Below are 21,534 nucleotides of genomic sequence, written 5' to 3'. Positions count from 1 at the left end.
CCCTGAGAGATGCTAGCGTCGCGTTCAGCGCAGCAGCGCCCGCGACATGACAACGCGCTGAATCTGATTCGTGCCCTCGTAGATCTGGGTGATCTTGGCGTCGCGCATCATCCGCTCGACCGGGAAGTCGACGGTGTAGCCGGCGCCGCCGAAGAGTTGCACCGCGTCGGTGGTCACCTCCATCGCGACGTCCGACGCCCAGCACTTGGACGCCGCGGAGATGAAGCCCAGGTTGGATTCGCCGCGTTCCGCGCGGGCGGCCGCGTGGTAGACCATCAGCCGGGCCGACTCCAGCTTCATGGCCATGTCGGCGAGCATGAACTGCACACCCTGGTTGTCGCTGACCGGGTTGCCGAACTGCTTGCGGTCCTTGGTGTAAGCGATGGCGGCGTCCAGCGCGCCCTGCGCGATGCCGACCGCCTGGGCGCCGATGGTGGGGCGGGTGTGGTCCAGCGTCGCCAGCGCGGTCTTGAAGCCGGTGCCCGGCTCACCGATGATCCGGTCGCCGGGGATGCGGCAGTTCTCGAAGTACAGCTCGGTGGTCGGGGAGCCCTTGATGCCGAGCTTCTTCTCTTTGGGCCCGACGGTGAACCCCTCGTCGTCGGCGTGCACCATGAACGAGGAGATGCCATTGGCGCCCTTGTCCGGGTCGGTGACCGCCATGACGGTGTACCAGCTCGACTTGCCGCCGTTGGTGATCCAGCACTTGGCGCCGTTGAGAATCCAGTCGTCGCCGTCGGCCTTGGCCCGCGTGCGCATCGAGGCCGCGTCGCTGCCGGCTTCCCGCTCGGAAAGCGCGTAGGACGCCATCGCGGTGCCGTCGGCGATGGACGGCAACACCTGCTTCTTCAGCTCGTCGGAGCCCCGCAGGATCAGCCCCATGGTGCCCAGCTTGTTCACCGCGGGGATCAGCGAGGCCGAGGCGTCGACGCGGGCGACCTCCTCGATCACGATGCACGCCGCGACGGAATCCGCGCCCTGGCCGCCGTACTCCTCGGGGACGTGGACCGCGTTGAAGCCGGACGCGTTGAGCGCCTGAAGCGCCTCGTCCGGGAAGCGCGAATTCTCGTCCACGTCGGCGGCGTGCGGCGCGATCTCCTTCTCCGCCAGCGCGCGGATCGCCGCCCTCAGCTCCTGGTGCTCCTCGGGCAACTGGAACAAATCGAACGACGGGTCTCCGGCCCAACCAGCCATCTCAAGCCTCCTTGCTACTCGCCGGTAACTTTACCGTGCAGCTGCTGCAGCGCCTCATCCTTGGCGCGCACGCTGTCGGCCAGCTGGCCTTGGAACTCGACGAGGCGGGCCCGCAGCGCCGGGTCGGACGAGCCGAGGATGCGCACCGCGAGCAGGCCCGCGTTGCGCGCGCCGCCGATCGAGACCGTGGCCACCGGGACGCCGGCAGGCATCTGCACGATCGACAGCAACGAGTCGAGGCCGTCCAGGCGCGCCAGCGGAACCGGCACCCCGATCACCGGCAGCGGCGTCGCGGACGCGACCATCCCGGGCAGGTGGGCGGCGCCGCCGGCGCCCGCGATGATCACCTCGATGCCGCGGTCGGCCGCGCCGCGCGCGTAGTCGAACATCGCCTGGGGCGTGCGATGCGCCGAGACCACCCGAACCTCGGCCGGCACGTCGAACTCGGCCAGCGCCGCCGCGGCGTCGGACATCACCGACCAGTCGCTGTCGCTGCCCATGATCACGCCAACGCGAGGCTCACTCATGCGGATCCCATCCGTCCGTCCACTGCCCGTGCGACAACCAGTGTGCCGCCAACTCGGCGCGCGTCCGCAGCGCGGCCACCTCCGCCATGTCGGTACCCAGAAAATTGACGTGGCCGACCTTGCGACCGGGCCGTTCCTCCTTGCCGTAGAGGTGCACCCGGGCGTCGGGCATCCGCGCGAACAGGTGGTGCAACCGCTCGTCGATCGTCATCGCGGGCCGCTCCGCGGCGCCGAGCACGTTGGCCATCACCGTCACCGGCGCGATGGCGTCGGTGTCGCCCAGCGGATAGTCCAGCACCGCGCGGACGTGCTGTTCGAATTGACTGGTGCGCGCCCCGTCCATGGTCCAGTGCCCGGAGTTGTGCGGTCGCATCGCCAGCTCGTTGACGAGCAGCTCCCCGTCGGTGGTCTCGAACAGCTCGACCGCGAACACCCCGACCACACCCAGCTCGGCGGCCAGGCGCAACGCCAGCTGCTGGGCGGCGGCCGCGACGCTATCGGGCAGCCCGGGGGCGGGCGCGATCACCTGCACGCAGATCCCGTCCTGTTGCACCGTCTCGACGACCGGCCACGCCGCGCCCTGGCCGAACGGTGAGCGCGCCACCAGCGCCGAAAGCTCGCGGCGCAGACTCACCTGCTCCTCGGCCATCACCGGCACCTCAGCCGCCAGGAAGTCGGCCGCGATCTCTCGGGCGTGCAGCGGGTCGCGTGCCATCCGCACCCCGCGCCCGTCGTAGCCACCGCGCACCGCTTTCACGACCACGGGGCCGGCGATGCGCCGCGCGAAGGCATCGAGTTCGTCGACGCTCCGGATTTCGGCGTAGCTGGGCACGGGAACGCCCAGCGACTCCAGCTTCCGGCGCATGACCAGCTTGTCCTGGGCGTGCACCAGCGCCTGCGGCGGCGGGGCGACGTTGACGCCCTCGGCGACCAGCTTGTCCAGCAGCTCGCCCGGCACATGCTCGTGATCGAACGTCAGGACATGGGCCCCGGCGGCGACCCGGCGCAGGTCTTCCAGCTCGGTGTGCGAACCGATCACGACGTCGGGGGTGACCTGCGCGGCCGGCTCGTCGGCGGCGGTCGCCAGCACCCGCAGCGTCTGCCCCAGGGCGATCGCGGCCTGATGGGTCATCCGGGCAAGCTGGCCGCCGCCGACCATGGCGACCAACGGCGCTACTGCGGGGGCGGCCCTGGGCGGGCGTGTACTCGGCACGGCCATCATGGTGTCACGGCGCGGGCGGCGTGTTGACCGGCGGTGACACCGAATCGTTATGTACGATTTTGCGTCGATTTTGTGTCCGTCCGTACACTGACCACTTGTGCCCTTCGCCGACGCCGCAATCGAGCGCATGCCCGGGTTTATTCAGCCCTATTTGCTGCGCCACCACGAGCTGATCAAATTCGCCATCGTCGGCGGCACCACGTTCGTGATCGACTCGGCGATTTTCTACACCCTGAAGCTGACAATTCTGGACTCCAAGCCGGTCACCGCGAAGGTCATCGCCGGCATCGTCGCGGTGATCGCCTCCTACGTGTTGAACCGCGAGTGGAGCTTCCGCGATCGCGGCGGCCGGGAACGGCACCACGAGGCGCTGCTGTTCTTCGCCTTCAGCGGCGTGGGGGTGCTGCTGTCCATGGCGCCGCTGTGGTTCTCCAGCTACGTCCTGCAGCTGCGGGAGCCGATGGTCTCGCTGACCGTGGAAAACATCGCCGACTTCATCTCGGCCTACATCATCGGCAACCTGCTGCAGATGGCCTTCCGCTTCTGGGCGTTCCGGCGCTGGGTGTTTCCCGACGAGTTCGCGCGCAACCCCGACAAGGCACTGGAATCCGCCCTCACCGCCGGCGGCATCGCCGAGATGCTCGAGGACGAGATCGAGGGCGGGAACGTCACTCCGCTGCGCACCTGGCGCAACCGGGCCGGCCGGTGGGGTCAGCTGGGCGACTCCTCCGAACCCAGGGTGTCGAAGACTTCGTGATACAGCAGCGCGTGCACCTCGCGCAGGCGCGGAATGTCATAGAACTCCAACGGATCCTGTGACGCCGATTCGATAATCAGCGTCCCGGTGCGAAACATTCGCTCGGTGATCCGATCGCGGAATTCCACGCTGTTGATCCGTGCCAGGGGGATATCGATTCCGGTGCGGGTGAGCACCCCGTGCCGAAACATCACCCGCCGGTTCGTCACGACGAAATGAGTGGTCAGCCAGCTCAGGAACGGCCACAGCGTCAGCCAGCCGACGATCACCAGCCAGATGCCCCAGATGACGCCATAGATGATGTTCTTGGCCAGCTGACCCCAATGCGTCGAGTTCAGGTATCCCGATCCGAACGCCGCCAGGGCGGTCGCCAACAGCAGGGCCACGACGGGCCAGATCAACCGCTTCCAGTGCGGGTGGCGGTGGACGATAACCTGCTCGCCCGCGGCCAGGACGTTATCCGGGTAGCTCATGCCCGCCGACATTAGCCGCGCGGGGCCGGACAACTAGCGCAAATGCACCACGTCGCCCGCCGAGACGACGACGGTCTCTCCCCCGGTGTCGATGCACAGCCTGCCCTGGTCGTCGACGGCGGTCGCGTCCCCGACCACTTCCTTGCCGCCGGGCAGGTGGGCCCGCACCCGGTGGCCGATGGTCAGGCTGCGCGCCCGGTAGTCGGCCGCCAGCGCCCAGTCCGCCCCGCGCGCGGCGCGCCACGCCACGATCCGCCGGCCGAGCTCGGACAACAGCCCGCACACCAGCAGGGTGCGGTCGGGAGCCTGCACACCGAGGTCGAGCATCGAGGTGGCCCCCTCGATGCCGTCGGGCGCCTGAAACACGTTGAGTCCCAGACCGATCACCACCACCGGACGGGCCACCTCGGCGAGGATGCCGGCGAGCTTGCCCGGGGATTCGGGGGCGCCCGCCAGCACGTCGTTGGGCCACTTGAGCCCCACCGGAACCCCGCCGAGCAGCGGGGCCACCGTGTCGACCACCGCCACCCCGGTGGCCAGGGGCAACCAGCCCCAGCCGGCGGTCGGCACGTCGACGATGCTGACGCCGACCGACATCGTGATCTGGGTCCGCGGGGTGGCCGACCAGCTGCGGCCGTGTCGCCCGCGGCCCGCCGTCTGGTGCTCGGCGATCAGCACCGCCCCGGCCACGTCGGTCCCTGACGCCGCTCGCTCGAGCAGGTCGGCGTTCGTGGAGCCGGTCTGTTCGACGACGTCGAGTCGCCGCCAGCCCAGTCCGGTGCCGATCAGTTCGGCGCGCAGCGCGGCCTGGTCCAGCGGTGCCCTGAGCTGGTCTCGGTCTGTCACCGGACCCAGCGTAGAACTCAGCGGCGCCGGTGGCTCATGTCCAGGACAGCCAGGTGGCTGAACAGCATGCTGGTTCCGATCGGGTTGCCGCCGCCGGGATAGGCGGTGCCGCTGGGCGCGGCCATCGTGTTGCCGGCGGCGTACAAGCCGGGGATGGGCTTGCCGGAAGTGTCGAGCACGCGGGCGGCGGTGTCGGTGCGCAGGCCGCCCTTGGTGCCCAGATCCGAAATGCCGAAAGCCGCGGCGTGATATGGCGGGCGATCGATGGGCACCAGGGGCGAGGCGCCCCCCGAGAACGCACGGTCGAAAGCCTCGTCGCCCCTGCCGAAGTCCTCGTCGACGCCGGACGCGGCAAAACCGTTGAACCGGGCCACAGTTGCCGCCAGCTGCCGGCCCGGAACACCGATCTTGTCGGCCAGTTCCTCCAGGGTGTCCGCGGAGTGCCACAGGCCGGCGGCGACGTAGCGCTCCGTCTCGACGATGGAGACGTTGGCCGCCTTCACCGGCGGCACCTCGCCGTCGGCGTCGTCGTAGATCATCCAGTACGGCAACGTGATTGACCCGTCCTGCAGCTGCGCGATGATCTCGCGGCCGGCCCGGTCGTATGCGCGGGACTCGTTGACGAACCGGTTGCCGTCCTGGTTCACGAAGATGCCACCGGTGAACCACAGCGCGAAGGCGGACCGGCCGTCCGGGTGGGTCATGCCCGGCGACCACCACGCCTGATCCAGCAGGTCGGTGTCAGCGCCCGCGGCGATGCCGGCCTGCAGCGCCAGCCCCCGGCTCCCCGGGCCGCCCATGGTGTCTCGGGCCGCGCCCGGTACCCCGTATCTGCGCCGCAGCTCCTCGCTGTTCTCGAAGCCGCCGGCGGCCAGCAGCACCCCCAGCCGGCTCCGGATCGCGCGGCGCTCACCGTCGCTCTCGACGATCGCGCCCGTCACCGCCCCTCCGGACATCACCAACTCGACCAGTGCGGTGTCACGCCGCAGCGAGGCCGTCGGATACTGCTCGATCGCCTTGAGGAACCGCGCGATCAGCGCGCGACCCCCGAGGTAGTAGTCGGCGGGCGGTTCCGCCCCGAGCCGGTCGGTGTCCAGCGGCCCGCGGATGACCTCCCGCAGTTCGGGGGCGGCGGCCACCTTCCAGGGCTTCGCGGCGATGTGGCGCTGGCCGTCCAGCCGCGCCTTCGGCGCTTTGCCGTAGTAGTCCGGCCAGGGCAACGGCACGAACTTCAGCAGGGGGTCGGCTTCCAGGTACTCGATCAGCCGGGCGCCGCCGCGGACATAGGTTTCCTGCAGTTCACGGGGGGTGCGGTCACCGACGACGGCGTGGTAGTAGGTGAGCGCGTCCTCGATGGTGTCGTCAACTCCGGCTCGCACCAGCACCGGGTTGCACGGGAACCAGACGCCGCCCCCACCGGAGTAGGCGGTGGTCCCGCCGAATTTCGACGTCGCCTCCACCAGCAACACGTCCAGGCCTTCGCGCGCCGCGGTGTAGGCACCGGTGACCCCGCCACCGCCCGATCCCGCGACCAGCAGATCGCATTCGGTCGCCCAGTCCATCAGCGGAGACTAGCCCGCCGCTAAGCTCGGATCCCATGACAAGCGTTACCGACCACACCGCGGAGCCGGCCGCTGAGCACACCATCGACATCCACACCACCGCAGGCAAGCTGGCCGAACTGCATAAGCGCCGGGAAGAGTCGCTGCACCCGGTGGGCGAAGAGGCCGTCGAGAAGGTGCACGCCAAGGGCAAGCTGACCGCCCGCGAGCGCATCCTCGCCCTGCTTGACGAGGACTCGTTCGTCGAACTCGACGCGCTGGCGCGCCACCGCAGCAAGAACTTCGGCCTGGACAACAACCGCCCGCTCGGCGACGGCGTGATCACCGGCTACGGCACCATCGACGGTCGCGAAGTGTGCATCTTCAGCCAGGACGCCACGGTGTTCGGCGGCAGCCTCGGCGAGGTGTACGGCGAGAAGATCGTCAAGGTCCAGGAACTGGCGATCAAGACCGGCCGCCCGCTGATCGGCATCAACGACGGCGCCGGCGCGCGCATCCAGGAGGGCGTCGTCTCCCTCGGCCTGTACAGCAAGATCTTCCGGAACAACATCCTGGCCTCCGGCGTGATCCCGCAGATCTCGCTGATCATGGGCGCCGCCGCCGGTGGGCACGTGTACTCCCCCGCCCTGACCGACTTCGTGGTGATGGTCGACCAGACCAGCCAGATGTTCATCACCGGGCCGGACGTCATCAAGACAGTCACGGGCGAGGACGTCACGATGGAGGAGCTCGGCGGCGCCCACACCCACATGGCCAAGTCGGGCACCCTGCACTACGTCGCCTCGGGCGAGCAGGACGCCTTCGACTGGGTGCGCGACCTGCTCAGCTACCTGCCGCCCAACAACGCCACCGACGCGCCGCGCTACGCCGAGCCCGTCCCCGAGGGCGCCATCGAGGACAACCTCACCGAGGAGGACCTCGAGCTGGACACGCTGATCCCGGACTCGGCCAACCAGCCGTACGACATGCACGAGGTGATCACCCGCATCCTCGACGACGACGAGTTCCTGGAAATCCAGAACGGCTACGCCACCAACATCGTCGTCGGCTTCGGCCGCATCGAGGGCCGGCCGGTCGGGATCGTGGCCAACCAGCCCACCCAGTTCGCCGGCTGCCTGGACATCAACGCCTCGGAGAAGGCGGCCCGGTTCGTCCGGACCTGCGACTGCTTCAACATCCCGATCATCATGCTGGTGGACGTCCCGGGCTTCCTGCCGGGCACCGGCCAGGAATACAACGGCATCATCCGGCGTGGCGCCAAGCTGCTGTTCGCCTACGGTGAGGCCACCGTCCCGAAGATCACCGTCATCACCCGCAAGGCCTACGGCGGCGCGTACTGCGTCATGGGCTCCAAGGACATGGGCTGCGACGTCAACATTGCCTGGCCGACCGCGCAGATCGCGGTGATGGGCGCCTCCGGGGCGGTCGGCTTCGTCTACCGCAAGCAGCTGGCCGAGGCGGCCAAGGAGGGCAAGGACGTCGACGCCCTGCGGCTGGAGCTGCAGCAGGAGTACGAGGACACGTTGGTCAACCCGTACGTCGCCGCCGAGCGGGGCTACGTCGACGCGGTGATCCCGCCGTCGCACACCCGCGGCTACATCGGCACGGCGCTGCGGCTGCTGGAACGCAAGATCGCGCACCTGCCCCCCAAGAAGCACGGGAACATTCCGCTGTGAGCCGGACGAACGGTGCGAACGCAGTGAGCGACGGGAGTGGGGCGAACGATTCGGCCATGAGCGACGAAAACGGTTCCGAGACAACCGAAGCCGCGCACCAGCCGCACGAGCCGCACATCCACGTCCTCAAGGGTCGCCCCACCGACGAGGAGGTGGCCGCGCTGGTCACCGCGCTCGGTGTCGTCGGTGGCGGCGTCCCCGAGCCCACCGAACCCGAGCCCACCCGCTGGGGCCTGCCGGTGGACCGGCTGCGATTCGCGATGTCCAACTACCAGCGGCTCACCATGCAGCAAATGACGCACATGAAGCATTGACCCGGCTGGTCCTCGGGTCGGCCTCGTCGGGCCGCCTGCAGGTGCTGCGCCAGGCCGGCATCGATCCGCTGGTCGTGGTCTCCGGCGTGGACGAAGACGCCGTCGTCGCGGAGCTGGGGCCCGAAGCCGCGCCCGCTGAGGTGGTGTGCGCGCTGGCGGAGGCCAAGGCCGAGCGCGTCGCGGGCGAGCTGGCCGGCACCGTCACCGCCGATTGCGTTGTCGTCGGCTGTGATTCGATGCTCTACCTCGACGGCGAACTGTGCGGCAAGCCGGGGTCGGCCGACGAAGCGATGACCCAGTGGCGCCGCATGGCTGGCCGGTCGGGCCGGCTGCACACCGGGCACTGCCTGCTGCGGCTGGAGGGCGGCGCGATCATCCATCGCGAAGTCGAATCCGCTTGCACCACGGTGCGTTTCGCCGCACCCACGGAGGCGGACCTGCGGGCCTACGTCGCCAGCGGCGAGCCACTGCACGTGGCCGGCGGGTTCACCCTCGACGGGCTGGGCGGCTGGTTCGTCGACGGGATCGACGGGGACCCGTCGAACGTGATCGGTGTGAGCCTGCCGCTGCTGCGGTCCATGTTGCAGCGGGCCGGGTTGTCGATAGCCGAGCTGTGGGCGGCAACGCCGAGCAACCCAAGGGTCAAGCCATGACCACGTGGACCGAGTTCACCGCCCAAGCGCCGCGCATCGCCGGCATCTTCACCCGTCGACATAGCGCCAACGGCAACCTGTGCATGTTGGCCACCCTGCGCTCCGACGGGTTCCCCCGGATCAGCCCGATGGAGCCGCGGATCTTCGAGGAAGAGTTATGGCTGCCCGGGATGCCGGCCACCACCAAGTTCCTCGATCTGGCGCGCGACCCGAGGTTCTGTCTGCACACCGCGACGGTCGACACCGAGGTGATCGACGGCGACGCGAAGCTGTGGGGCCTGGCCCGCGTCGTTCCCTACGGCGCGGTGCACCGGCGCTTGGCCGAGACGCTGTTCTCCGAGACCGGATTGGACCTGCGCGAGCAGCGATTCGACCTGCTCGGCGCCGAGATCACCGGGGCATCGGCGGTCGAGGTCCGCGACGGCCACCTTGACGTCACCATCTGGAACCCCGGCGTGCCCGAGCGGGTGGTCCGCAAGCACTGACCCGATGGCCAATTGAGCCCTGACGGTAGGCTCGAAGGCGTGGCATTACCCCCGGATCCAAGCCCGACTCTGACGGCCTACGCCCACCCCGAACGGCTGGTCACCGCCGACTGGCTATCCGCCCACCAGGGCACCCCCGGCCTGGTGATCGTCGAATCCGACGAGGACGTCTTGCTCTACGACGTCGGCCATATCCCCGGCGCGGTCAAGATCGACTGGCACACCGACCTCAACGACCCGAGGGTCCGCGACTACATCAACGGCGAGCAGTTCGCCGAATTGATGGACCGCAAAGGCATCTCGCGCGACGACACCGTGGTGATCTACGGCGACAAGAGCAACTGGTGGGCCGCCTACGCGCTGTGGGTCTTCACCTTGTTCGGCCACCCCGATGTGCGCCTGCTCAACGGCGGGCGCGACCTGTGGCTGGCCGAGCGCCGGGAGACCACCCTGGACGTCCCCACCAAGACCTCCACCGGCTATCCCGACGTCGCGCGCAACGACGAACCCATCCGGGCCTTCAAGGACGACGTCCTGGCCATCCTGGGCAGCCAGCCGCTGATCGACGTGCGCTCGCCCGACGAGTACACCGGCAAGCGCACGCACATGCCCGACTACCCGGAGGAGGGCGTGCTGCGCGGCGGCCACATCCCCACGGCCCGGTCCATCCCGTGGGCCAAGGCGGTCGATGAGAGCGGGCGATTCCGCAGCCGCGAGGAGCTCGAGGAGCTCTACGCCTTCATCGATCCCGAGGACAAGACCGTCGTGTACTGCCGCATCGGCGAGCGGTCCAGCCACACCTGGTTCGTGCTCACGTACCTGCTGGGCAAGCCCGGGGTGCGCAACTACGACGGATCCTGGACGGAGTGGGGCAACACCGTGCGCACGCCGATCGTCGCCGGCGAAGAGCCGGGGGCCGTTCCGGTCCGATGACGCTGCCCGCCCCGTTAGCCGAGGTGGTCTCCGACTTCGCCGAAGTCCAGGGCCAGGACAAGCTGACGCTGCTGCTGGAATTCGCCAACGACCTCCCGGCACTGCCCCCCGAGCTGGAAGAGCAGGCCATGGAGCCGGTGCCCGAATGCCAGACCCCGCTCTTCCTCCACGTCGATGCCAGCGACCCGAACCGGGTGCGGTTGCACTTCAGCGCGCCCGCCGAGGCGCCGACCACCCGGGGGTTCGCGTCGATCCTGGCCGCCGGTCTTGACGAGCAGCCCGCGGCCGACATTCTGGCGGTGCCCGAGGATTTTTACACCGACCTGGGCTTGGCCGCGCTGATCAGCCCGCTGCGGCTGCGCGGCATGTCGGCGATGCTCGCTCGCATCAAGCGGCGGGTGCGCGAGTCGGCTCCGAATTCCGGCACCGCCTGATCGGCCTCACGGCGCGGCGCTTAGACTTCCCGGGAGTTGTAAGAAACTCTCTTAAAGAAGCCCACGGCGGAAACACGTCCGCTTCAGATCTGCCAAACAGGAGGCGCAGTGGCTAGTCACGCCAGCTCGAGGATCTCCAAAGTGCTTGTCGCCAACCGCGGCGAGATCGCTGTCCGGGTGATCCGCGCGGCCCGCGATGCGGGGCTGCCCAGCGTGGCGGTGTACGCCGAGCCCGACGCCGACGCCCCGCACGTGCGCCTCGCCGACGAGGCGTTCGCCTTGGGTGGCCAGACCTCCGCGGAGTCCTACCTGGACTTCGGCAAGCTCCTCGACGCGGCGGCCAAGTCGGGCGCCAACGCCGTCCACCCCGGCTACGGCTTCCTCTCGGAGAACGCCGATTTCGCGCAGGCCGTCCTCGACGCCGGCCTGATCTGGATCGGCCCGAGCCCCCAGTCGATCCGCGACCTCGGTGACAAGGTCACCGCCCGCCACATCGCCGCACGCGCCCAGGCCCCCCTGGTGCCCGGCACGCCCGACCCCGTCAAGGACGCCGACGAGGTGGTGGCCTTCGCCGAGGAGTACGGCGTCCCGATCGCCATCAAGGCGGCCTTCGGTGGCGGCGGCCGCGGCATGAAGGTCGCGCGCACCATCGAAGAGATCCCGCACCTGTACGAGTCGGCGGTACGCGAAGCCGTCGCCGCCTTCGGCCGCGGCGAGTGCTTCGTCGAGCGCTACCTGGACAAGCCCCGCCACGTCGAGGCGCAGGTGATCGCCGACCAGCACGGCAACGTCATCGTCGCGGGCACCCGCGACTGCTCCCTGCAGCGCCGCTTCCAGAAGCTGGTGGAGGAGGCGCCCGCGCCGTTCCTGACCGACGCGCAGCGCAAGGAGATCCACGAGTCGGCGAAGCGCATCTGCAAGGAGGCGCACTACTACGGCGCCGGCACCGTGGAATACCTGGTCGGCCAGGACGGCCTGATCTCGTTCCTGGAGGTCAACACCCGGCTGCAGGTCGAGCACCCGGTCACCGAGGAGACCGCGGGCATCGACCTGGTGCTGCAGCAGTTCAAGATCGCCAACGGCGAAAAGCTGGATCTCACCGAGGATCCGACGCCACGCGGCCACGCCATCGAATTCCGGATCAACGGCGAGGACGCCGGACGTGGGTTCCTGCCGGCGCCCGGCCCGGTCACCCGCTACGACACTCCCAGCGGGCCCGGCGTTCGCCTGGACTCCGGCGTCGAGGCCGGTTCGGTGATCGGCGGCCAGTTCGACTCGATGCTGGCCAAGCTGATCGTGTACGGCGCGACCCGGGAAGAAGCCCTCGCCCGCTCCCGCCGTGCTCTTTCTGAATTCCACGTGGAGGGGCTGGCCACCGTCATCCCGTTCCACCGCGCCGTGGTGTCCGATCCCGCCTTCATCGGTGACGGCGACAGCTTCTCGGTGCACACCCGCTGGATCGAGACCGAGTGGAACAACACCATCGAGCCCTTCACCGCCGGCGAGCCCCTCGACGAGGAGGACGCCCGGCCCCGCCAGACGGTGGTCGTTGAGGTCGGTGGCCGGCGGCTCGAGGTGTCGCTGCCCGGCGATCTGGCGCTTTCCAACGGTGCCGCGGACCCGGCCGGCGTCATCCGCAAGAAGCCCAAGCCGCGCAAGCGCGGGGCGCACGCCGGGGGCGCCGCCTCTGGCGACGCGGTGACCGCGCCCATGCAGGGCACCGTAGTCAAGGTCGCGGTCGAGGAGGGACAGGAGGTTGCCACCGGCGACCTGGTCGTGGTCCTCGAGGCGATGAAGATGGAGAACCCGGTCACCGCGCACAAGGACGGTGTCATCACCGGACTTGCGGTCGAGGCCGGCGCCGCCATCACCCAGGGCACGGTGCTCGCCGAGATCAAATAGCCCGTCGGACGATAATCCTGGGAAACAGTTGTCGACTAGGTCTGACGCGGGTAGCGTTCGGGTCAGGTTGAGTTCACAGCCGTCCGGATTACGTCAAAGGGCGTGGGGAAGACGAACTCCCTGTTTTTTCGCTTCAATTCACGCTTGACGTTTTCCGCAGCACAACTGCTCTACGGATGGAGTCAGTAATGTCTGTGGCCCAATCTTGGCAGCACAGCCGGGCGGCGCAGTTCACCGCGCGCTGGGACCCAGCGGGAACCCTGGTCACCGTGGACGGTGAGCTCGACGCCGCCAACGCCGATCAGCTCGCCGCCTACGTCCGACACGTCGTCGCTCGTTCCCGGCGTGTGATCCTGGACCTGCGCGGCCTGAAATTCATTGGCACAGCAGGCTTTTCAGCGCTACACCGCATCAACGTCGTCTGCTCGGGCGCCCAGTTGGATTGGGCGATGGCGCCGAGCCCGGCGGTGGCGAGGTTGCTGCGCATCTGCGACCCCGACGGCACCCTCCCGGTGACGACGCACGCGGCCGAGCCGCTGCTGGAACCGCTGCGAGCCGAGGGCGAAGAGCCGCCGTTCCTATTGCAATTGGTCGCGCAGCCGCGTTAGCGACTTCGCCAGCAACCGGGACACGTGCATCTGAGAGATGCCGACCCGCTCGGCGATCTGGGTCTGCGTCATCGACTCGAAGAATCTGAGCACCAACACCGTCCGCTCCCGCTCGGGCAGGGCCTCCAGCAGTGGGCGAAGCGACTCCTGATCCTCGATCCGGTCCAGGCCGGTATCCACGTCGCCCAGGGTGTCGGCGATCGCGCGGGCTTCGTCCTCCTCGCTGCCGCCGCCGCTGTCGATGGACAAAGTGTTGTACGAGCTGCCCGCCACCAGGCCCTCGACGACCTCCTCGCGGTCCATGTCGAGTTCGGCGGCCAGTTCGGTCGCGGTGGGCGCCCGGCCGAGTCGTTGCGAGAGATCCGCGGTGGCGGTGCCGAGGCGCAGGTGCAGCTCCTTCAGGCGCCGCGGCACCTTGACCGACCAGCTGTTGTCGCGAAAGTGCCTGCGGACCTCGCCCATGATCGTGGGCACCGCGAAGGACACGAAGTCGGAGCCGGTCTCGACGTCGAACCGCACCACCGCGTTGACCAGCCCCACGCGCGCCACCTGGACGAGATCGTCGCGGGGCTCGCCGCGGCCCTCGAACCGGCGGGCGATGTGATCGGCCAGGGGCAGGCAGCGCTCGACGATCTTGTCCCGTTGACGCTGGAATTCCATCGAGTCGCCGTCCACAGTGGCCAACTCTCGGAACATCTCCGGGACATCGGCGTACTCGTTCGGGCGCGAGACCGAACCGCCGGCAGCTGGTGGTGTCACCTGCTGGAGGCCGCCCGTCGCGCCGTCAGCGTGATACCGAAAACGCTGCCGGTTTGGTTGGGCTCGCGACCATCGTGGAATGTCTGGACGTCATCGGCCAAGGACGTCAGCACGTGCCAGCTGAAGCTGCCGGGAGCGACCACGTCGTGGGTGTCACACGCCGCCGACGCCTCGACCACCAACTGGTCGTCCTGCGGGTCCACCACCACGACGAGGGTTGCGTCGGGCGTCGCGCAGCGGATCAGCCGGGTGCACACTTCGTCGACCGCAAGCCGCAGATCCGCTACGGCGTCGAAGTCCAGGTCCTCGAAGGTGCCGATCGCACCAACCAGCGTCCGCAGCATCGCCAAGTTCTCCAGACGTGCCGCGACGTGCAATTCGACGGCACGATGGCCACGCTGACGTTTGTTAGTGCGCAATCCCGCATCGTTCATCTGGTCTCCCGGCAATGTTTGACTGACACTACTACCGCCCCGCAGCCCGCCGTGGACCGTGCGTTCGAGCCGGTTAGTCATGGTTTCCGCCGGGTGTGCGGCCCGATATGGACGGGCCGGAAACCACCGAAACGGCTCGGACACGGCGGCTCAAGCGCATGGCGACGATCGCCGGGATCGCGCTGGTCGTATTGGTATTTCTCGCTGTAGGCATCTATGTCGGTGTCTTCGTGTTCCTGCCCCCCATGGGGTGACCACGCTGACGCAACCCTTCCGGCACTCATCATGGTGCACACCTGATACCCACTCGACGAGGCGGGTAACCACCCGCGTTTACTTCCCGGCAAAAATGGGTTCGGCGCTCAGCGGCGCCGCGGCGCAAGCGCTCCTAGCTGGCCGGCCACTGCCTGTGGACCTCGGGGTGCTCGGCGTACCAGCGATCCGCGATCCGCCGGATCCGCCGGTGCTCGAGCGTCACCCACACCAACCCGAGAACCGTGGCGATGATCGCCACCACCCCGGCGGTCATGCCCTCGTGCTGATGTCCGGAGCCGAACGCCGACAGGCTTCCGGATCCGCCGATCACACCCGCCACCACCAACAGGTAGCCGGGCCAGTGCAGTACGTCGATCAGCGACTCCCCGGCGAGTGGCCGCGTTGTCCTGAGATGGTCGACGGGGTCGTGAAATGTGTCTCCCATGGCTGCTCCTAGGGGAGGTTGGTAAAACCATTCGCAGCTCAATACGGGTTGCACCATCAACGGTAGATCGCCCGGGAGGCCTTTGGCGAGACCCCAGTCAGAGGACCAGCGCCGGGCCTGCGATGGGGGCCACGCCCATGGCGACCATCAACACCATCAGCGTGAACAGGAACCAGCCCGCGCCGTGCCATCCCCACCAGGTGCCCTGCGCCTTCCATATCTGATAGGTCCGCAGGAATGCCCAGAGGCCGGCCGCCAGCAGGATCAGCGGTCCGCCCAGCGCCAGCAATGTCCGCTGTGGCGCGCCGCACGCCGCGGTGTCCACACCGGTACCAGGACAAGTGCTCACCCAGAGCGCGGCCATCACCAGGAAGCCGACCGCCACGGCCGCGGCCAATGCTGCGAACCGGATGGCGGCACGCACCTCGCCGTCTTCCTGTCCCAAGCGATCACCACCCGATCGCTCATCCGCCTTGTGCATCCGTGCCCCTCATATCCCGGGTAATCAATGTTTTGTTCATCGTTTGCTGCGCCGCAATGGTTACCGCGCGATGACAAGCGGAAATCGCATGGGGACAAATACCCGTCGGCAAACCCCGTAAAACGGCTCAGTCCCGGGTATTGCCGGCCAAATTCCCGCCGGCGCGCGAATAGCCCGCACCGTCAATTATTCGGAGGGATTACCGCTGGCCCGGGGCGTGGAGCCGGGAAAGACGCAATGTGGTCGGCGACTCAGGACCGGTGAGTACTATCTCTCACATGCCGACAGGCCGAAGGCGGTTATCCCCCGAGGATCGACGCGCTGAGCTGCTCGCTTTGGGGGCCGATGTCTTCGGAAAGCGACCCTACGACGAGGTGCGGATCGACGAGATCGCCGAACGCGCCGGCGTGTCCCGGGCGCTGATGTATCACTACTTCCCCGACAAGCGCGCCTTCTTCGCCGCCGTGGTCAAGGACGAGGCCGACCGGCTGTACGAGACCACCAATATGGACGACGCCACCGGCCTCACCATGTACGAAGAGGTGCGGATGGGGGTCATGGCGTACATGGCCTACCACGAGCAGAATCCGGAGGCCGCCTGGGCCGCCTACGTCGGGCTGGGCCGGTCCGACCCGGTTCTGCTGGGCGTTGACGACGAAGCCAAGAACCGCCAGCTCGAACACATCATGAGTCGCATCCACGACCTGGTGGCCAACATCTCCGGGGCGAAGCTGGAAGGCGACGTCGAGCGCGACCTGCGGGTGATCTGTCACGGCTGGCTGGCGTTCACGTTCGAGCTGTGTCGCCAGCGCATCATCGATCCCACGATCAACGCCGACCGCCTCGCCGACGCCTGCGCGCACTCACTGTTCGACGCCATCGCCCGGGTGCCCGAGATACCCGAGGAGTTGTCCCACGCGATGGCGACGGCCCGAATCCAGCCGCGCTAGCCCGCGCTCTTGTCGGTACGCCTTGGCACCATGGTGAGGTGACCACCCGTGACCCGTTAGGCCGGTTCAGCGCGACCACGCGCGAATGGTTCACCAGCACATTCGCCGGTCCCACCACCGCGCAGGCCGAAGCCTGGGACGCCATCGCCGACGGCGACAACACGCTGGTGATCGCGCCGACCGGATCCGGCAAGACGCTCGCGGCGTTCCTGTGGGCCTTAGACTCCCTCGCCACGCGCGGCGGTCTTGACGGCTCGGCCGCGAGGCCGGCCGGCACCCGCGTGCTCTACGTGTCCCCGCTCAAGGCGCTGGCGGTCGACATCGAGCGCAACCTGCGCACCCCGCTGGCGGGCCTCACCCGCATCGCCGAGCGCCACGGACTCCCCCCGCCCGACATCAGCGTCGGCGTCCGCTCCGGGGACACCCCGCCCGCCGAACGCCGGCAGCTCATCGCCCGTCCCCCCGACGTGCTGATCACCACGCCGGAGTCGCTGTTCCTGATGCTCACCTCGGCCGCGCGCGAAACGCTGGCCGGCGTGCAGACGGTGATCGTCGACGAAATCCACGCGATCGCCGCCGGCAAGCGCGGCGCGCACCTGGCGCTGTCGCTGGAGCGGCTCCAGGACTTGTCACAAGAGCTGCGGGAGGGGCTGCCCGCACAGCGCATCGGGTTGTCCGCGACGGTGCGCCCACCCGAAGAGCTCGCCCGGTTCCTGTCCGGTCAGCAACCGACCACCATCGTCGCGCCCCGGGCGGCCAAGACCGTCGAGCTGGCGGTGCAGGTGCCGGTGCCAGACATGGCCAACCTGGCCAACAACAGCATCTGGCCCGACGTCGAGGAGCGGCTGGTCGACCTGATCGAGGCGCACAACTCGACCATCGTGTTCGCCAACTCGCGGCGCCTGGCCGAGCGGCTCACCGCCCGGCTCAACGAGATCCACGCCGAACGCTGTGGTGTGGGGCTGTCGGGCGAGACCAACCCGAAGGTGGCGGGCGGGGCGCCCGCGCACATCATGGGCAGCGGCCAGACCTACGGCGCCGAGCCGCTGTTGGCCCGCGCCCACCACGGCTCGGTCAGCAAGGAGCAGCGCGCCCTGGTCGAGGAGGACCTCAAGCGCGGGATCCTCAAGGCGGTGGTGGCGACGTCGAGCCTGGAGCTGGGCATCGACATGGGCGCGGTCGACCTGGTGATCCAGGTGGAGGCGCCGCCGTCGGTGGCCAGCGGCCTGCAACGCATCGGGCGGGCCGGCCACCAGGTCGGCGAGGTATCCCAGGGCGTGCTGTTCCCGAAGCACCGCACCGACCTGATCGGCTGCGCGGTGACCGTGCAGCGGATGCTCGCCGGCGAAATCGAGACGATGCGGGTGCCCGCCAACCCGCTGGACATCCTGGCGCAGCAGACCGTGGCGGCCGCCGCGCTGGAGCCGCTGGACGCCGACCGGTGGTTCGACACGGTGCGCCGCAGCGCCCCCTTCGCGACGCTGCCGCGCAGCGTGTACGAGGCCACCCTCGACCTGTTGTCGGGCAAGTACCCCTCCACCGAGTTCGCCGAGCTGCGTCCCCGCTTGGTCTACGACCGCGACACCGGCACGCTGACGGCGCGGCCCGGCGCGCAGCGGCTGGCCGTCACCTCCGGCGGCGCCATCCCGGACCGCGGCATGTTCACCGTCTACCTCGCCAGCGAGTCGGAAAAGCCGTCGCGCGTGGGCGAACTGGACGAGGAGATGGTGTACGAGTCCCGGCCCGGTGACGTCATCTCGCTGGGCGCCACCAGCTGGCGAATCACCGAGATCACCCACGACCGCGTTTTGGTGATCCCCGCGCCCGGCCAGCCGGCCCGGCTGCCATTCTGGCGCGGCGACGACGCGGGCCGGCCCGCCGAGCTTGGCGCCGCGCTGGGCGCGTTCACCGGCGAGCTGGCCGGACTCGACCGCGCCGCCTTCGACGCCCGGTGCGCGGGCCTGGGTTTCGACGCCTACGCCACCGACAACCTGTGGGCGCTGCTGGACGAGCAGCGGACCGCCGCCGGCGTGGTCCCCACCGACACCACCCTGCTGGTCGAGCGGTTCCGCGATGAACTGGGCGACTGGCGGGTGATCCTGCACTCGCCTTACGGGCTGCGGGTGAACGGGCCGCTGGCGCTGGCGGTGGGCCGGCGGCTGCGCGAACGCTACGGCCTCGACGAAAAACCGACCGCCTCTGATGACGGCATCGTGGTGCGCTTGCCGGACATGCTGTCCGACAACGGCGAGACCCCGCCCGGCGCCGAGTTGTTCGTCTTCGACGCCGACGAGATCGATCCGATCGTCACCGACGAGGTGGGCGGTTCGGCGCTGTTCGCGTCGCGGTTCCGGGAGTGCGCCGCCCGCGCGCTGCTGCTGCCCCGCCGGCACCCGGGTAAGCGATCGCCGCTGTGGCACCAGCGCCAGCGGGCCGCCCAGCTGCTGGACGTGGCCCGCAAATACCCCGACTTCCCGGTGGTGCTGGAAACCATCCGCGAATGCCTGCAGGACGTGTACGACGTGCCCGCCCTGGTCGCCCTGATGGCCGGCATCGCCCAGCGCAAGGTGCGGGTGCTCGAAACGGAGACGGCGCGGCCGTCGCCCTTCGCGGCGTCCCTGCTGTTCGGCTACGTCGGCGCCTTCATGTACGAGGGCGACACCCCGCTGGCCGAGCGCCGGGCCGCGGCACTGTCGCTGGACAGCACGCTGCTGGCCGAGCTGCTCGGCCGGGTCGAGCTGCGCGAGCTGCTCGACCCGGACGTCATCGCCGCGACCGCCCGCCAGCTGCAGCACCTGTCGGCGGACCGGGCCGCGCGCGACGCCGACGGCGGCGCGGACCTGCTGCGGCTGCTGGGGCCGATGACCGAGGACGAGGTCGCCGCCCGGGCCGGCGGCGCCGAGGTGGGCGGCTGGCTCGAAGGCCTGCTCGCGGCGCGGCGGGTGCTGCCCGTGTCGTTCGCCGGCCGCAGCTGGTGGGTGGCCATCGAGGACATCGGCCGGCTGCGCGACGGCGTCGGGGCGCCGGTTCCGCTGGGCGTGCCGGCGGCCTTCACCGAGGCGGTGGCCGACCCGCTGGGCGAGCTGCTGGGCCGCTACGCGCGCACCCACACCCCGTTCACCACCGCCGCGGCCGCGGGCCGGTTCGGGCTGGGGCTGCGGGTGACGGCCGACGTGCTGGGCCGGCTGGCCGCCGACGGCCGGCTGGTGCGCGGCGACTTCGTCGCCGCCACGGAAACCTCCGCGGCGCCCGGCGGCGAACAGTGGTGCGACGCCGAGGTGTTGCGAGTGTTGCGGCGGCGTTCGCTGGCCGCGCTGCGCGCGCAGGTCGAACCGGTGAGCACCGCCGCGTACGGAAGGTTCCTGCCGGCCTGGCACCGGGTGGCCTCCCCCGGTTCGTCGGGCCACTCGGGGCTGGACGGGCTGATGTCCGTGGTCGACCAGCTGGCCGGGGTCCGGATGCCGGCCTCGGCGATCGAGCCCCTGGTGCTGGGCCCGCGGGTCCGGGGCTACTCCCCCGCCATGCTCGACGAGCTGCTCGCCACCGGGGAGGTGACCTGGTCGGGCGCAGGGTCGATCTCGGCCAGCGACGGCTGGGTCGCCTTGCACGTGGGCGACTCCGCGCCCTTGACGCTGGCCGGGCCCGCCGAAATCGACTTCACCGAGGCCCACCGGGCGATCCTGGACACGCTGGCCGGCGGCGGCGCGTACTTCTTCCGTCATCTGACCCAGAGCGGCATCACCGACGCCGAGCTCAAAGCCGCGCTGTGGGAGCTGATCTGGGCCGGGTGGGTCACGGGTGACACCTTCGCGCCGGTGCGCGCGATGCTCGGCGGCGTGGGCAACCGCAAACGCTCGGCCCCGGCGCACCGCTCACATCGGCCACCGCGGCTGAGCCGGTACAGCGTGGCGCACGCGCAGTCCCGCCCCGCCGACCCGACGGTGGCGGGCCGGTGGTCGGCCCTGCCGCCGCCCGAGCCCGATTCCACGGTGCGCGCCCACTACCAGGCGGAGTTGCTGCTGGGCCGCCACGGCGTGCTGACCCGGGGCGCGGTCGCGGCCGAGGGCGTCACCGGCGGGTTCGCGACGCTCTACAAGGTGCTGAGCACCTTCGAGGAAGCCGGCCGGTGCCAGCGCGGCTATTTCGTCGAGTCGCTGGGCGGTGCCCAGTTCGCCGTCGCCTCGACCGTCGACCGGCTGCGCAGCTACAGCGATGGGATCGACCCCGAGCGGCCGGAATACCGCGCTGTCGTGCTGGCCGCCGCCGACCCGGCCAATCCCTACGGCGCCGCGCTGCCGTGGCCGGCGTCCGGCGCGGAGAGCGCGCGGCCGGGCCGCAAGGCCGGCGCGCTCGTCGTGCTGGTCGACGGCCACCTGGCCTGGTTCCTGGAGCGCGGCGGGCGCTCACTGCTCACCTTCACCGACGACCCGGCGGCCCACCATGCGGCGGCCACGGCGCTGGCCGAGCTGGTCGCCTCCCGGCGCGTCGCGTCGATCCTGGTCGAACGCATCGACGGCGCACCGGCGCTGCAGCCCCAAAACGGGCCCAGCCGCGTGGCGGACGGCTTGCAGGAGGCGGGGTTCGCCCGCACACCGCGCGGACTTCGGCTCCGGTAAGGCCCCGA

The 21,534-nt window shown here is 69.6% G+C and carries 22 protein-coding genes; 12 read left to right on the top strand and 10 right to left on the bottom strand.

Going from position 1 to position 21,534, the window contains the following annotated elements; all coding sequences use genetic code 11:
* Positions 1 to 24: 24 nt before the first annotated feature.
* From A5756_RS07500 to A5756_RS07490, 3 genes are read right to left on the bottom strand one after another with little or no spacing between them, the layout of a single operon-like run.
* Positions 25 to 1,194, bottom strand: a complete 1,170-nt coding sequence (locus A5756_RS07500) for an acyl-CoA dehydrogenase (protein WP_066949853.1) — start codon at positions 1,192 to 1,194, stop codon at positions 25 to 27.
* A gap of 14 nt (positions 1,195 to 1,208) precedes the next feature.
* Complete coding sequence (gene purE / locus A5756_RS07495) at positions 1,209 to 1,721, bottom strand: 5-(carboxyamino)imidazole ribonucleotide mutase (RefSeq protein WP_156659307.1); 513 nt, start codon at positions 1,719 to 1,721, stop codon at positions 1,209 to 1,211.
* Positions 1,714 to 2,943, bottom strand: a complete 1,230-nt coding sequence (locus tag A5756_RS07490) for a 5-(carboxyamino)imidazole ribonucleotide synthase (protein WP_197505748.1) — start codon at positions 2,941 to 2,943, stop codon at positions 1,714 to 1,716. Before A5756_RS07490 ends, purE begins: the two co-directional genes overlap by 8 nt.
* Before the next feature lie 97 nt (positions 2,944 to 3,040).
* Here A5756_RS07490 and A5756_RS07485 point away from each other — a divergent pair, with 97 nt between their 5' ends.
* Complete coding sequence (locus A5756_RS07485; protein WP_066949843.1) at positions 3,041 to 3,700, top strand: GtrA family protein; 660 nt, start codon at positions 3,041 to 3,043, stop codon at positions 3,698 to 3,700.
* On the opposite strand, the gene A5756_RS07480 is transcribed toward A5756_RS07485, so the two are convergent.
* Genes A5756_RS07480 through A5756_RS07470 form a run of 3 tightly spaced genes read right to left on the bottom strand, consistent with a single transcriptional unit; the run spans position 3,655 to position 6,581 of the window.
* Positions 3,655 to 4,173: a PH domain-containing protein gene (locus A5756_RS07480; protein ID WP_066949936.1), complete on the bottom strand. Its 519-nt coding sequence runs from the start codon at positions 4,171 to 4,173 to the stop codon at positions 3,655 to 3,657. The genes A5756_RS07485 and A5756_RS07480 overlap by 46 nt on opposite strands.
* Before the next feature lie 33 nt (positions 4,174 to 4,206).
* Entirely contained in the window at positions 4,207 to 5,019 is an 813-nt protein-coding gene (locus A5756_RS07475; RefSeq protein ID WP_066949840.1) for a biotin--[acetyl-CoA-carboxylase] ligase, read from the bottom strand.
* A gap of 17 nt (positions 5,020 to 5,036) precedes the next feature.
* The gene (locus A5756_RS07470) at positions 5,037 to 6,581 is read right to left on the bottom strand and encodes an FAD-binding protein (protein WP_066949837.1); all 1,545 of its coding nucleotides are present in this window, start codon (positions 6,579 to 6,581) and stop codon (positions 5,037 to 5,039) included.
* Positions 6,582 to 6,616: 35 nt separating this feature from the next.
* On the opposite strand from A5756_RS07470, the gene A5756_RS07465 reads away from it, so the two are divergent.
* The 8 genes from A5756_RS07465 to A5756_RS07430 all read left to right on the top strand — a co-directional run bounded on the left by A5756_RS07465 (position 6,617) and on the right by A5756_RS07430 (position 13,586).
* Positions 6,617 to 8,257 (top strand): acyl-CoA carboxylase subunit beta, encoded by a 1,641-nt coding sequence (locus A5756_RS07465; RefSeq protein ID WP_066949834.1) that lies wholly within the window; start codon positions 6,617 to 6,619, stop codon positions 8,255 to 8,257.
* Positions 8,258 to 8,313: 56 nt separating this feature from the next.
* Positions 8,314 to 8,571: an acyl-CoA carboxylase subunit epsilon gene (locus A5756_RS07460; protein ID WP_066949831.1), complete on the top strand. Its 258-nt coding sequence runs from the start codon at positions 8,314 to 8,316 to the stop codon at positions 8,569 to 8,571.
* Positions 8,568 to 9,224 (top strand): nucleoside triphosphate pyrophosphatase, encoded by a 657-nt coding sequence (locus A5756_RS07455; protein ID WP_066949828.1) that lies wholly within the window; start codon positions 8,568 to 8,570, stop codon positions 9,222 to 9,224. Before A5756_RS07460 ends, A5756_RS07455 begins: the two co-directional genes overlap by 4 nt.
* Positions 9,221 to 9,709, top strand: coding sequence for a pyridoxamine 5'-phosphate oxidase family protein (locus tag A5756_RS07450; RefSeq protein WP_066949933.1), 489 nt, complete (start codon positions 9,221 to 9,223; stop codon positions 9,707 to 9,709). The genes A5756_RS07455 and A5756_RS07450 overlap by 4 nt, the downstream gene beginning before the upstream one ends.
* A gap of 39 nt (positions 9,710 to 9,748) precedes the next feature.
* Positions 9,749 to 10,642 (top strand): sulfurtransferase, encoded by an 894-nt coding sequence (locus tag A5756_RS07445; RefSeq protein ID WP_066949824.1) that lies wholly within the window; start codon positions 9,749 to 9,751, stop codon positions 10,640 to 10,642.
* The gene (locus A5756_RS07440) at positions 10,639 to 11,076 is read left to right on the top strand and encodes a SufE family protein (RefSeq protein ID WP_066949821.1); all 438 of its coding nucleotides are present in this window, start codon (positions 10,639 to 10,641) and stop codon (positions 11,074 to 11,076) included. The genes A5756_RS07445 and A5756_RS07440 overlap by 4 nt, the downstream gene beginning before the upstream one ends.
* A 108-nt stretch (positions 11,077 to 11,184) precedes the next feature.
* Positions 11,185 to 12,978 (top strand): acetyl/propionyl/methylcrotonyl-CoA carboxylase subunit alpha, encoded by a 1,794-nt coding sequence (locus A5756_RS07435; RefSeq protein ID WP_066949818.1) that lies wholly within the window; start codon positions 11,185 to 11,187, stop codon positions 12,976 to 12,978.
* Positions 12,979 to 13,154: 176 nt separating this feature from the next.
* The gene (locus A5756_RS07430) at positions 13,155 to 13,586 is read left to right on the top strand and encodes an STAS domain-containing protein (protein WP_066949815.1); all 432 of its coding nucleotides are present in this window, start codon (positions 13,155 to 13,157) and stop codon (positions 13,584 to 13,586) included.
* Here the strand turns inward: A5756_RS07430 and A5756_RS07425 are convergent.
* Together A5756_RS07425 and A5756_RS07420 are read right to left on the bottom strand one after the other, a co-directional pair.
* Positions 13,557 to 14,345: an RNA polymerase sigma factor SigF gene (locus A5756_RS07425; protein ID WP_066949812.1), complete on the bottom strand. Its 789-nt coding sequence runs from the start codon at positions 14,343 to 14,345 to the stop codon at positions 13,557 to 13,559. The two genes, A5756_RS07430 and A5756_RS07425, sit on opposite strands and share 30 nt — an antisense overlap.
* A complete protein-coding gene (locus A5756_RS07420) occupies positions 14,342 to 14,779 on the bottom strand; it encodes an ATP-binding protein (RefSeq protein ID WP_055405180.1) in 438 nt (145 codons plus the stop codon). The genes A5756_RS07425 and A5756_RS07420 overlap by 4 nt, the downstream gene beginning before the upstream one ends.
* Positions 14,780 to 14,886: 107 nt before the next feature.
* On the opposite strand from A5756_RS07420, the gene A5756_RS26205 reads away from it, so the two are divergent.
* A complete protein-coding gene (locus A5756_RS26205; protein WP_197505307.1) occupies positions 14,887 to 15,033 on the top strand; it encodes a hypothetical protein in 147 nt (48 codons plus the stop codon).
* A 134-nt stretch (positions 15,034 to 15,167) separates the two neighbouring features.
* On the opposite strand, the gene usfY is transcribed toward A5756_RS26205, so the two are convergent.
* Complete coding sequence (gene usfY / locus A5756_RS07415) at positions 15,168 to 15,479, bottom strand: protein UsfY (RefSeq protein ID WP_066949809.1); 312 nt, start codon at positions 15,477 to 15,479, stop codon at positions 15,168 to 15,170.
* 97 nt (positions 15,480 to 15,576) lie between these two features.
* On the bottom strand, positions 15,577 to 15,960 hold the full coding sequence (locus A5756_RS07410) for a hypothetical protein (protein WP_066949806.1): 384 nt from the start codon (positions 15,958 to 15,960) through the stop codon (positions 15,577 to 15,579).
* A 278-nt stretch (positions 15,961 to 16,238) separates the two neighbouring features.
* On the opposite strand from A5756_RS07410, the gene A5756_RS07405 reads away from it, so the two are divergent.
* Both A5756_RS07405 and A5756_RS07400 read left to right on the top strand, forming a co-directional pair.
* Positions 16,239 to 16,910, top strand: a complete 672-nt coding sequence (locus A5756_RS07405) for a TetR/AcrR family transcriptional regulator (protein WP_066949803.1) — start codon at positions 16,239 to 16,241, stop codon at positions 16,908 to 16,910.
* 38 nt (positions 16,911 to 16,948) lie between these two features.
* A complete protein-coding gene (locus A5756_RS07400; RefSeq protein ID WP_066949800.1) occupies positions 16,949 to 21,526 on the top strand; it encodes an ATP-dependent helicase in 4,578 nt (1,525 codons plus the stop codon).
* Positions 21,527 to 21,534: the final 8 nt, after the last annotated feature.

The organism is Mycobacterium sp. 852002-53434_SCH5985345 (genome assembly GCF_001667155.1).
In the GTDB taxonomy this organism is placed as follows: Bacteria; Actinomycetota; Actinomycetes; order Mycobacteriales; family Mycobacteriaceae; genus Mycobacterium.
This window is presented reverse-complemented; position numbering and strand designations above follow the sequence as displayed.